This window comes from Streptomyces sp. LS1784 (assembly GCF_020103755.1).
Lineage (GTDB): Bacteria > Actinomycetota > Actinomycetes > Streptomycetales > Streptomycetaceae > Kitasatospora.
On sequence record NZ_JAHSQD010000252.1, the window covers coordinates 1 to 11,582 of the forward strand.

The 11,582-nt window shown below is 70.7% G+C and carries 12 protein-coding genes; 5 read left to right on the top strand and 7 right to left on the bottom strand.

Annotated elements, in window-relative coordinates; genetic code table 11:
* From KS423_RS25510 to KS423_RS25520, 3 genes are all read left to right on the top strand, one after another.
* On the top strand, positions 1-820 hold an 820-nt coding region (locus KS423_RS25510; RefSeq protein WP_224282106.1), incomplete at its 5' end, for an ATP-NAD kinase family protein.
* A gap of 30 nt (positions 821-850) precedes the next feature.
* Positions 851-1,597 carry an SDR family NAD(P)-dependent oxidoreductase gene (locus tag KS423_RS25515; RefSeq protein ID WP_224282107.1) on the top strand — a complete coding sequence of 249 codons (747 nt, stop codon included), beginning with the start codon at positions 851-853 and terminating at the stop codon, positions 1,595-1,597.
* A gap of 95 nt (positions 1,598-1,692) precedes the next feature.
* On the top strand, positions 1,693-2,346 hold the full coding sequence (locus tag KS423_RS25520) for a GntR family transcriptional regulator (RefSeq protein WP_224282108.1): 654 nt from the start codon (positions 1,693-1,695) through the stop codon (positions 2,344-2,346).
* Positions 2,347-2,360: 14 nt separating this feature from the next.
* Here KS423_RS25520 and KS423_RS25525 read toward each other — a convergent pair whose 3' ends face one another.
* Both KS423_RS25525 and KS423_RS25530 read right to left on the bottom strand, forming a co-directional pair.
* Positions 2,361-3,113 (bottom strand): MBL fold metallo-hydrolase, encoded by a 753-nt coding sequence (locus KS423_RS25525; protein ID WP_224282109.1) that lies wholly within the window; start codon positions 3,111-3,113, stop codon positions 2,361-2,363.
* A 30-nt stretch (positions 3,114-3,143) separates the two neighbouring features.
* Positions 3,144-4,154 carry a GlxA family transcriptional regulator gene (locus KS423_RS25530; RefSeq protein ID WP_224282110.1) on the bottom strand — a complete coding sequence of 337 codons (1,011 nt, stop codon included), beginning with the start codon at positions 4,152-4,154 and terminating at the stop codon, positions 3,144-3,146.
* 173 nt (positions 4,155-4,327) lie between these two features.
* Here KS423_RS25530 and KS423_RS47510 point away from each other — a divergent pair, with 173 nt between their 5' ends.
* A complete protein-coding gene (locus tag KS423_RS47510; protein WP_263455225.1) occupies positions 4,328-4,972 on the top strand; it encodes a DUF4937 domain-containing protein in 645 nt (214 codons plus the stop codon).
* Positions 4,973-5,260: 288 nt separating this feature from the next.
* On the opposite strand, the gene KS423_RS25545 is transcribed toward KS423_RS47510, so the two are convergent.
* From KS423_RS25545 to KS423_RS25565, 5 genes are all read right to left on the bottom strand, one after another.
* Complete coding sequence (locus KS423_RS25545) at positions 5,261-5,875, bottom strand: hypothetical protein (RefSeq protein WP_224282111.1); 615 nt, start codon at positions 5,873-5,875, stop codon at positions 5,261-5,263.
* Positions 5,876-5,934: 59 nt separating this feature from the next.
* Positions 5,935-8,268 carry a hypothetical protein gene (locus KS423_RS25550; RefSeq protein WP_224282112.1) on the bottom strand — a complete coding sequence of 778 codons (2,334 nt, stop codon included), beginning with the start codon at positions 8,266-8,268 and terminating at the stop codon, positions 5,935-5,937.
* Positions 8,269-8,338: 70 nt separating this feature from the next.
* Positions 8,339-9,121: a hypothetical protein gene (locus KS423_RS25555; protein ID WP_224282113.1), complete on the bottom strand. Its 783-nt coding sequence runs from the start codon at positions 9,119-9,121 to the stop codon at positions 8,339-8,341.
* Positions 9,122-9,250: 129 nt separating this feature from the next.
* Positions 9,251-9,907: a Crp/Fnr family transcriptional regulator gene (locus tag KS423_RS25560; RefSeq protein WP_224282114.1), complete on the bottom strand. Its 657-nt coding sequence runs from the start codon at positions 9,905-9,907 to the stop codon at positions 9,251-9,253.
* A gap of 52 nt (positions 9,908-9,959) precedes the next feature.
* Positions 9,960-10,352, bottom strand: coding sequence for a Pycsar system effector family protein (locus tag KS423_RS25565; protein ID WP_224282115.1), 393 nt, complete (start codon positions 10,350-10,352; stop codon positions 9,960-9,962).
* Positions 10,353-11,026: 674 nt separating this feature from the next.
* Here KS423_RS25565 and tsaA point away from each other — a divergent pair.
* Entirely contained in the window at positions 11,027-11,473 is a 447-nt protein-coding gene (tsaA, locus tag KS423_RS25570) for a tRNA (N6-threonylcarbamoyladenosine(37)-N6)-methyltransferase TrmO (protein WP_224282116.1), read from the top strand.
* Positions 11,474-11,582 lie beyond the last annotated feature (109 nt).

Below are 11,582 nucleotides of genomic sequence, written 5' to 3' on the forward strand. Positions count from 1 at the left end.
CGGCACCGCCCGCGACGTGCTCGACGCACTCGGGCCCGAGCCCGGCCTGCCGGTGCTCGGCATCCCGGCCGGCGTCAAGATGCACTCCGCGGTGTTCGCCGTCCACCCCCGGGCCGCCGCCGAGGTCGCGGCCGCCTGGGCAACCGGCCGGGGCGTACGACTGACGGCCGCCGAGGTGGTGGACCGGGACGAGGGCGCGCTGCGGGCCGGCCGGCTCTCCGCCCGACTGTACGGCCGGCTGACCGTCCCGGTGCTGCCCGCCCGGGTGCAGCAGCGCAAGACCGGCAGCTCCGGCCCCGCCCCGGGGACGCCGGCCGGCATCGCCGCCGAGGTCGCCGAACGGGTCGGCCCCGGCGGGCTGCTGCTCCTCGGACCCGGCAGCACCACCTACGCGGTGGCCACCGCACTCGGGGCACCGGGCACCAGCCTGACCGGCGTCGACCTGTTGCGGCTCGGCCCCGACGGCGCGCTCGGCCCCGGCCACGCCGACGGCCTCGCCACCCCCGCCCGGGTACTGATCCACGACGCACGGGCCGACCAGCTGCGCACCCTGCCCGCCGCCCCCTACATCGCCCTCTCCCCGATCGGCGGCCAGGGCTTCCTGCTCGGTCGCGGCAACCAGCAGCTCACCCCCGAACTGCTGCGCACCGCCGGCCGGGAACGGCTGCTGGTACTCGCCACCGAGGCGAAACTCGCCGCCCTGGCCGGCCGCCCGCTGCTGCTGGACACCGGCGACCCCGAACTGGACGACGCCCTCTCCGGACACGTCCGGGTGATCACCGGCCGCCGCTCCGGCGCCGTCTACCGGCTGTCGGCCTGACCCTCCCACCCCTTGCAGAGGAGCTCCCCCATGATCGACCTGCACGGCAAGCGCGCGATCGTCACCGGCGCCGCCTCCGGCATCGGCCGGGCCACCGCCGCCCTGCTCGCCGAACTCGGCGCCGCCGTCGTCCTCGTCGACCTCGACGCCGAACGCGGCGAACAGGCCGCCAAGGAGATCGGCGGCACCTTCGTCCGCTGCGACGTCTCCCGGCGCACCGACTGCGAGCGCGCCGTGCGCACCGCCGTCGAACGACACGGCGGCGTGGACGTGCTGTTCAACAACGCGGGCATCATCCGCCGCTCCACCGTCACCGAGATCAGCGACGAGGACTGGGACCTGGTGATGGCCGTCAACGTCCGCTCGATCATGCTGCTCAGCGGGCTGGTGGTGCCACTGATGGCCGCGAACGGCGGCGGCAGCATCGTCAACACCGGCTCCGGCTGGGGCATCAGGGGCGGCGGCCGGGCCATCTCCTACTGCGCCTCCAAGGGCGCCGTGGTCAACATGACCCGGGCGATGGCCATCGACCACGGCCCCGACAACATCCGGGTCAACTGCGTCTGCCCCGGCGACACCGACACCGGCATGCTCGCCGAGGAGGCCCGCCAACTCGGCGAGAGCCCGGACGCCTTCTACACCGACGCCGCCGACCGCCCGCTCGGCCGGATCGGCCAACCCCGGGACATCGCCCAGACCGTCGCCTTCCTGGCCAGCGACGCCGCCGCCTTCGTCAGCGGCGCCGTCATCGCCGTGGACGGCGCCGGCACCGCCTGACCCGAAACACCGCCCTGTCGACGACTGCGGGCGACCGGCCGTCAGCGCCGGTCGCCCGGCCGGTACGCTACGGACCGAGGAAGAAGGGAAGCCCGATGGCGATCGAGCGGCGTCCGCTGCGCGAGCAGGTGAAGGACGAACTCCTGGAGCAGCTCGGCCGCGGCCGGTTCACCCCCGGCGAGTCGATCAACGAGGTCCAGCTCGCCGAGGAACTGGGCGTCAGCCGAACCCCCCTGCGCGAGGCCCTGATCAGCCTGGAACGCGAGGGCATCATCACCAGCGAGCGCGGCAAGGGCTTCCGCTTCGCCCCCACCGGCAAACAGGAGTTCCTCGACCTCACCGCGATCGTGATCGCCCTGGAGTCGCTGGCCCTGCGCACCTCCGACCCGGCGCACCTGGCCGAGATCGCCCCCCGGCTGCTCGCCGAGGCCCGCGCCTTCTCCGCCCCGCAGGCCCCGCACGGCACGATAGAGCGCTACGACGACGCCTGGCACGCCCTGCTGCTCTCCGGCTGCACCAACGCCCGGCTGCGCGAGATGATCGACTCGCTGAAGCTCACCCTGCACCGCTACGAGCGGGTGGTGGTCGGCGACCACGAGATCCTGGAACGCGCCGCCGAGGAGCACGAGCGGATCGCCCAGTTCCTGCTGAACGGCGACCTCGAACAGGCCGTCACCGCGCTGGAGGCCAACTGGACCGGCGGCATGGAGCGCATCCTGGACCGGCTGCCCCCGGTCGCCACCCTCTGAACCCGGTCCGGTCGTCAGTCGAGCACCTCGGCGACGCCCGGGGTGAGCCAGTGCAGCCGGTCGGCCAGGCCCGCCGCCGCGAACCGTGCGGTGGTCTCCGTCCGCCCCTCGGTGAAGTGCTCCCACGAGGTGTAGTGGACGGGCACGACCCGGCGGGCTCCGATCGAAGTGGTGAGCGCGGCGGCCTGTGCCGCGTCCATGGTGATCAGCTCGCCGCCGCCGAAGGCCTCGATCCGGGCGGCCCCGAGGTGCAGCAGGGCCGTGCCGATCCGGAACCTCCGCCCCACCTCGGCCAGTTCGGGGATGTGGACGGTGTCGCCCGAGACGTACAGCGCCTCCTGCTCGCCCGGCACCTCGACCACGAACCCGGTGACCTCCCCGACCGGCCCGTGCACACCGGGAGTGCCGGTCACCCGCAGGGTGCGGCCGTCCACGGTGAGGTCGCGGGTCTGCCACGGCGCCAGCCCGAGCGCGCCGCCGCCGAGCCGGGCCGCCCCGCCGACCGTGGTCAGCACCGGCCGCCCGTCGAGCAGGGTACGGCCGGTGGCGTCCAGATTGTCGGGGTGCTCGTCGTGGCTGAGCAACACGGCGTCCACCGGCGGCAGCTCGTGCACGCCCGTCGCCGGGCCCCGGGTGCTGCGCAGGACCACCGGGTCGTGCCGGTACTCGGCGGGGGCCGGGTCGAAGACCGGATCGGTGAGCAGCCGCAGGCCGCCGACCTCCAGCAGGACCGTCGCCGTTCCGATGTGCGTGGCCTTGATTCTCACAGTGTTCCTTCTCTCATGGTGAATTGATGGTCAGTCGGTGTTCTCGGCCGGAATCCGGAACCGGCACCGGTAGTCCCCCGGAGTGGTGGACAGCCGGTCCCTGAACACCCGGTGCAAGGTCTCCACGGAACCGAAGCCGCAGGCCCGGGCGACGCCCGGCAGCGGATGGTCGCTGCGCTCCAGCAGCCGGCGGGCGGCCTCCAGGCGCAGCTCCTCCACGTAGGCCCCGGGAGTGGTGCCGGTCTCCGCGCGGAAGACCCGGGCGAAGTGCCGTTCGCTCATGGCGAGCCGCCCGGCGAGCACGGGCACCGACAGCTCGGTGTCCAGGTGTTCGGCGATCCAGCGACGCAGAGCGCCCAGGTCCGCCCGGCCGCCCGTACGGTGCGCCAGGGGAACGCTGAACTGGCTCTGGCCGCCCGGTCGTTGGAGGTACATGACCATGATCCGCGCGATCTGCAGCGCCAGGTCGTCGCCGTGGTCCTCGGCGACCAGGGCGAGCGTGAGGTCCATGGCGGTGGTCAGACCCGCGCTGGTCCAGATCCGCCCGGAGCGGATGAACACCGGGTCGGCGTCCACCTCGACGGCCGGATGGTCGGCGGCCAGCCTCTCGGCGGTCGCCCAGTGGGTGGTCGCGCGATGCCCGTCCAGCAGTCCGGCCGCCGCCGTCACGTGCGCGCCCGCACAGACCGAGGCGATCCGCCCGGCCCGCGGCCCGGCCTCCCGCAGCCAGGCGACCACCGCCGGATCCACCTGCGGCACCGGTCCGTCCGGCCCCAGGTCCACCCGCCCCGGCACCAGTACCGTGTCCGGCCGCACCCGCTGCTCGGCCAGGGTGTCGGTCACGTACAGTGGCACCCCCGAGAAGGTCGCCACCGGCCCGCGCCGCTCCGCGCACACCCGCACCTCGTAGCCCGGCCGCCCGGGCGGCAGCAGCCGACCGGCCAGCGCGAGGACCTCGGCGGGCCCGGCCACGTCCAGCGCGTTCACTCCGGGGAACACCGGGATCACGACCAGATGCGACAGGCGGGGTGCGTCGTTCATGCCCCCTACCCTCACCCGGCGGCACCGATGGCGGCAATGACGGGACTCTGCAACATCCGGCCACCGCCACATCCGGCAACCGCCCCGGCGCGGGCCCTACGTCCCTGGTCCGACCGCCCCGGGGCCGGCGCCCGATTGACGCTCCCCCGCCTCACCGCAGCATGATGGCCCGCATGTGGGGCAAGTGGATCGACTGCCGGGTGACGCCCGGAGCACGCGAGGCGTTCGCCGCCGGCCAGCGCCGCTGGTCGGCGATCTCCGACCAGCCGGGCCTGGTCGGCCAGGCCGGCGGCTGGGCGCCCGACGCCGACCGGGCCCTCCTGCTCGGCCTGTGGACCGACGGGCCCGCGTACGCCCGCTTCATGCGCGAGCGCCACGACGGGGCCGCCGCCCAGGCCGACCAGCGCTCCGACTACAGCACGATCGAGGTCGCCGCCGGGCCGGTCGTCCTCACCATGCCGGGCGCGGCCCCCTCCCTGCCCGACGCCCTCACCCGCGCCACCGTCCTGCGGGCCGCCGACTGCCGGCTCCACCCCGGCCGCGCCGAGCACTTCCTCGACGTCCAACGCCGGCTCTGGGCCCCGGGCATGGCCGCGGCGGACGGCATGCTCGGCGGCACCGTCACCCGCCTCGCCTCCGACCGCTACCTCGTCACCACCCTCTGGACCACCCCCGCCGCCCACCGCGCCTACACCACCCGCCACCTCCCCGCCCTGCTCCCCCGCGCAGCGGTCCCCGCCGACGTCCGGACGCTCACGGGGCACCTGGTTCCCCTCGAACCCTCGTGGCTGGTCCGAGGGGAACCGGGCCCACGCTGACCGGCCTCAGCGAGCGCGGCCCGACGACCGTTCATCGCGCTCATCACGATCTCCGGCCTCACTGACCCCGTGGCCGTGGCGCAGGTAGCCGATCTCGTCAGGGCGCCTGTGTACGCGGGCTCTGCGCCACGCGACGTCGAAGTCGAGTCGCCCGTCGCTCGCTCGGCTGAGCCTAAGCGCCTTCCAGCTCGTACGTGGCGCAAGTATCCAGCGCCATAGGTTGGTTGACATGAATTCCTCGAATCCGCTCAGCAGTGCGGAGGGAATGGGCCAGCCCACCGGGCGAGCTCACGCGGTCTCGTCACGCAACCCGTGCAGTTCGATCAGCTCCGGAGCGGCCTCCTTGACCGCCTTCAGGATGGCTTTCATGGCCGTAACGTCTCCGCAGACCGGATTCGAGGCCGAACTCAGCCTGGCCAGGGCGTCGAGCAGCGGGTACCACGACGCGTTGCCGGTTCGTACGGTCCTGGCCAGTTGCTGGAACGGCTTGACGTCCACGGTCCCAAGGTCCTCCGGGTACCGTTCGAGATGGTCGAGCAGCAGGAGTTCCGGATCGGAGTAGAGGATGCTCTTCAGGTACCTCATCCGCTGAACGCGGGCCCGGTCACGACGCCATTGGCGAGCCACCTCGGCGGTGTCGTCGTCTACGAAGAGCTGGACGGTGGCGACGAGTCCCCGATAGTAGCCGTGAGCGCTGTCGTACTCCCGCCCGAGCTCTGCGTTGAGCTGGTCCTGCGCGGGTCGTACCTCGTCAACGGACCACCGCTCGGAAAGCTTGACGGCGCGCTCCAACAGATCGCGGGCCACCACCGACTCGACGTTCCGGTGCTCGTCCTGACCGGACCACCACTCGGCCGAGAATGTGGCTGTGAAGCGGAGGTCTGGCGTCAGGCTGCCCAGCAAGCGCCTTTCCACCACACAGGTAAAGCTCTCGGGCCTTCGACGGCGCCCAAAGAGACGCTTCACTCGCTCGCCCTCTTCAGCTCCACCACCGACGTCAGGTCAGGGTCGGCCTTCATCAAGCTCATGATGTCCTGTTCCGGCACCTGGCCGTCCTCACGCACGATCCCACCGAGGACGGTGGCCAGGAGCGTGAAGTCCGCGAGCCGGCCGTGCTTCACTACGACCGCCCAGATCGTCGCGAGTGCCTGTTCATACGGCTTCCCCGACGGGACCCGCTCCAGCCACGTCGCGAGCGTGGGAAAGAGCCCGGGGTAGTCCTCCGGGGAATTCAGCATGCTGTCGACCGCCGCCCTGATCACCTCGGCAGCATCTGGCTCCGCGACGACGGCAAGCACATACACGTCCGCCTTCAGCAGGGCCAGCACCCCCAGCCGCACCGCCGGGGTCGCACCCGCACGCCGGTGTACAGCCCGGAGCGTGTCAACGAACCACGGCAGCTGCTCCGGCGCACCGAGAGCGGCCGAGAAGGCCTCCAGAACATCGCCCCAGACCGCCGGACCACCATTGTCGGCGACCCTCCTGAGACGGGTCATCGCCGCGTCGCGCTGGCTGTCGAACAACTCGCGGCACACCTGGACGACCAACCGCTGTCCCTCCTCGGACTTGCGTGCGGCGGTGTCGTAGAGCAACGCCCGGGCGGGACGCCCGAGACTGGCATCCTTGGCCGCCGCAACAAGGACCCGCGCAGCGAAGGCCCGGCGTCCAGGTGTCGTGGCGAGGTCCCGGAGGCCCGCGAGGCCCTGGGCGTCCCGGGTCGCGAGCAGCACATTGGTCACGGCCCGAATCGGCGCGCCATCGGGCTCGGCCCGCTGCTCGGGGGAATCCGACATGATCCACTCCAGCACTCTGGGTCGCACGTCCGGGTACTCGCGCCAGACCCGGACCAGCAACTCGTCCCCATACGCCGCAGCGCGGAACGCAGCCACGCCGGATTCGTCGGCCTCGGCCCCGATGGCCTTCAGACGGGTCTGCAACCCGCGACCAACGAACGAGCCCCTGAGGTCCGAACGCTTCTCCTTCGCCGCCGTCTCCCCTCCCGTCTCGCCGGCAAGCAGGCCGACCAACCGGTGCCCCTCCTCGATCGCCTCCGCGACCTTGACCGAGCCCCGGACAGCAAGCACGAGGGAGTAGCAGCGCTCCTCAAGGGTCAACGGGGACACCCACCCGACGCCGTCGATCTCCTTGGCCGGTGCCGACGCCTCCGCGAGCCGTTGGTCCAGTTCCTTGGACCAACCGCGAACCAGCCGCTTGAGCATGTCGTCGTACTTGACGAGCTTCGACTGGAAGGCCGAATCCTCGGTGTCCCGGCCCGGCGCCACCGGATCGAACTCATCAGTGATGGCGAGGAGGTCACGGACGAAGCGGATCGAACGCACTGCGCTCCAGTCCTTGATGTCCGCGGCGACGTCGCGCTTCTCCAGGTCCGAGGCCAGTGTTTCTCTGTGGTGGGATGTGAGGTGGCTCCGGACCAGCGAAAATGCGGGCGGCGGATCCGTGAGATGAACCACCGCGATCCCGGCGGGAACCTCGGCTTTGCGCGCCGCCCAGAGCTCCTCGGTCACTGTGACGAGGAGGAAGGAGTCCTTTGCGCGCAGTTCGGCCGCGTATCGCGGGAGCTCGTTCAGCAGGATCTCGCGCAGCTGGTCGGTCTCACTGTCACGGAGTTCCAGGAGTTGCCCCCGCTGGGACTTGCGCGGCAGCTGGGCCAACGTGAGCCGCTGCCAGTCACCGTCCAGGAGGAAGATCTCTCGACCCGCCCCCACCGCCAGCGCCAACTGGCGCTTAGCGAACGTCGTCGCACCGACTTCCGGCCGGACGACCAGGACGGCCAGCGGATACTCCGAGTTCAGCGCCTTCTGAATCCTCTCGGTCGCCGTCGCCCCGTTGGGCGGTTCGACGTAGACCCCTTCGAGCAAGGCCTGCTCGACGTCGATCGGGGTCTCCTCCAGTAGTTTCTCGACCGTCGTAGTCGGAAACGTCGGATTGACGAGCACATCGCGTGCGGACTCGACGTAGGTACCGACCTGGACGGCGCCGTCGGCCGTCTGTACGGGAACCGGGTTCTCGTAGCCCGCGGACCTCACCGCAGTCGGCGCTTTACGGTCCTCCGCCACCGAGTCGGCGTCGGGAGCCAGCTGCTCCACCGAAGGCCCTCGGTCGACGCCCTGGTCAGGCGGCGACGCCTCACCCGCCCGGTCTCCCCGGTGATCGGCTTCGATCACCCCCTGCGGGTCCGTGTCCGGTCCCGTGGCGCCGACCGACGGCCCGGCTTCACCTGCGGCGTTCTCGGCATCCCGACCCGAAGGATCAGGCCCATACATGGCATCCGACATGATCTCGTCCTCCTCTGAAGCCCCGCGACGGCAGGAACGGCTCCGACAATCTGCTGGCCGCGAGACGCAGCTAGTTGTTGATGGTGAAGTCGTGGGCCTGTTCGAGATAGCTGCCGATGGCCCCGAAGTTCCGTACTCCGCCGGCAGGCTGGTCCGACGCGCAGGGAGACTTGACCGGCTCCTCAACCCTCTTCGCCCCCACCCCGGGCCACGGGTCGACGGCCTCCAGCAGTTCCCCGTTCACCCTCGGCACGTGCACCCACGCGGGTTCGGCGAACTTCTCGTCCACCGACGCCCGGGTGAGCCGGAAGTCCTCGGCACGGAGGCGTTCGGTCCGGCCTGCGCGGACGATGACCTGGTAGGCCTCGTACGACAGCACCATCGCGACGAACGCCCTGTGCTTCTCGGCGACCTTCACCGTGTCGCGAGCCGCGTCGCTGGCCACGAAGCGGCACAGGTCGTTGATCGGGTCGCCCCGGTGGCTGTCCGGCAACGGACCCACGTGCACGCTCATCCGCACCCTGATCGACGGCACTGAGGCCAGGCGCTCTCGGTCGTGGTCGGCCAACAGCCGGTGGAGGTTCTCCGCCAGGGGATCGACCAGGAGCCGTGCCTTCGCCAGCGGAAGGGCCAGGATCAGTCCGTCACCCGTGGAGTCCCGGTACAGCGGGTCGTGCCACTCGGATCCGAGACCACTCTGGACGAAGGCCGTGGCCAACATGCCCTCCAGGTCTCCCCAGTAGTCCGTCATGCGCCACGACTGGACGGCGCTGTACCCCTTCATGTCGATCACGAACAGCGCCCGATAGTCCGGGATGTCGCGGGGGTCTTGGGGAGTAGTGGACTCGCGCATCACTGACGCCCTTTCACGGGGGGGATGGAGGGAGACCGCGACGGGCCTGTCCGACGGTCGCTCCGATGATGCGGCGACAACCCCGGCCAGCGGTGCACACTCCTGGGCAGCAGCCAGGTGAGCCATATCTCAGGCCGTCACACGAAAGGCTCGCAGGCCCACGAGGTCTACCACCTCCAGACCACCCGCGAACGACTGTACGAGTCCATGCGCGCGAAGCGGTCTCAGCGCCTCCACGACGGAGTTGCGCGAGCACCCGATCAGTTGGGCGATCTCGTCCTGGGACAGCTTGATTCGGACCGGGCCGCGAACCGGGCGAGCCGTCGACTCTGCCAGCCTCAGCAACGCCGCCACGAGCCGGACAGGGACGGAGGCCGTCGCGAGCTCCTGCCGGATCTCCTCGCTCTGTCTCACCTGTCCCACCGTGTGCCGCATGAGCACCTGCAGCAGTCGGTGCTCGTCGATGAACGCGTGGAACTCGGGGGCCGGAACGATGTGGACCGTACACGGTTCCACCGCCATCACCGTCGCGCTTCGCCGCTCCTCAGCGAGTACCGCGAGTTCACCGAGCAGTGCGCCGGCTCCCCGGACTGCGAGCATGGTCCGCTGCCCGCTCCCGTCACGCCTGGTCACGGCCACCGATCCGGAGGCGAGCACCAAGACGTGGGTCCCAGGGGCCCCCTGGAGCAGCAGGACGCTTTTGGTCTTCCGATGCCGGGGAGGTGCGAGCGCGCACAGCTTCTCCCAGAGCGGGTCACCGAACAGCTCTCGATGAGTCTGGTACACGTCTCCTCCATATGACACGAGTGCCGATTCCGCACTGCCCAGCCAGAAGGCGTCAGAGCTTGCAGAAAGCAACGACCACAGATGCCGCCGCCAGAACAAAACCGAACTGCAGTACCGTGATCGAGACCCTCAGCAGCCGGTACTTCCGCATCGCCAAGGCGCTCAACTCAACCGCCCTCCTACTGTCGGCCGCGTCGAGGTCGGCCACCGAAAGGCCGTACACAACTGAGCGCAATTGACACTCGGTCATGGAATTGACATCAAGGAAGGAGAGCCGGTCCCGCCCGACCGACGGGGGCAGCGAGGGGCTGAGCGCGGCCGCTGCGAAGAGCAGAGCAGTCACCATCGCACCGGCTCCGAGCATCGCCGGAACGGCCGCCCACATCGAGACTCCGGAGGCCACCGCGAGAACCGCCACTTCCAGCGCGCCCGCGATGCTCGCCATCGAGCAGACCGAACCCGCCTTCGCGTCGGCTCGCTGGACCTCGACCCCGGCCTCCGCCACAAGCGACCTCAATCGTTGAGAGGTCGACCTGGCATCACTTCGTACCGGGGCCAAGGCTGCCGAATTTCGACCCGCGAACCGACTCTGCACTCGCCGGACCATCTCGCCTCCCTAGCGAACCGACGGCATATCCTGCGATCCCATCGTTTCCCCACGTCACTACAATCAGCGCCCAGATCCTGGCTGTTCGAAGGTGGCCCTCGACACAGCCGCAGGCTGCCACGCCAGCTGGTCGGCCCTCGGGCCGGGTCCCGCATGCCCGGAGAATCTTAGAGGGCTGCCCCATAATCCGAAGACGCTCTGCCCATTTTCACCGGTCTGCAAAGAAAATGATCAGGCCTCACATCGATATGCCGCCAGAGCAGGCCACTATCGCGACATTCTCGCGCATCGCGGCATGCCTACTCTCGGATCGGTCGGGACGTTTCCGCGGTTTGCCGTGCCGGTCCTCCATGCGACTTCACCGACAATCGGAACAGTCCCTACCGCCCCGGCTGCCGATCTGTTCGAATTCAGAACCTGTTGGCGTCAATCGGCTTGTATAGCGACGATGTACATCTCTCACGACCATGCCGCAGCGGGCACGGCAGTCGGGCCCGGTACGGTGATGGCAGGTGGACCCTCAGGTGCGGGTGGAGGCTGCGGTGGCGGAGCAGGAGTTCCGGGTGCGGGCGATCGGGTGGGTGGAGTCGCCGTTGGTGGAGCGGGCGGGGGCGCCGAGGCAGGGGGACGAGGGCGGGCCGGAGGCGTGGGTGGTGTTCGAGGCCGGGGTGGAGCGGGGGCTGCGGGACCTCGCGGTCGGGCAGGAGGTGCTGCTGCTGACCTGGCTGCACCAGGCGGACCGGGAGGTGCTCGCGGTGCATCCGCGCGGGGAGCGTTCCCGGCCGGAGACCGGGGTGTTCGCCACCCGCTCGCCGGACCGGCCGAATCCGATCGGGCTGCACCGGGTCACCGTCCTGGCGGTGGACGGCCCGCGGCTGCGGGTCGAGGGGCTGGAGGCGATCGACGGCACCCCGGTGCTGGACGTGAAGCCGGTGCTGCCCGGGCTTTCCGAGCGGTAGCCGGTCGGAGGGAGGTCAGGCGGGCCAGCGCAGCACCGCGCCGAGGCCGCCGGGCGGGCCGGGGGCGGTGTCCGGGACGAGCAGGGCCTCGGCCGCGCAGGCCGTCGCG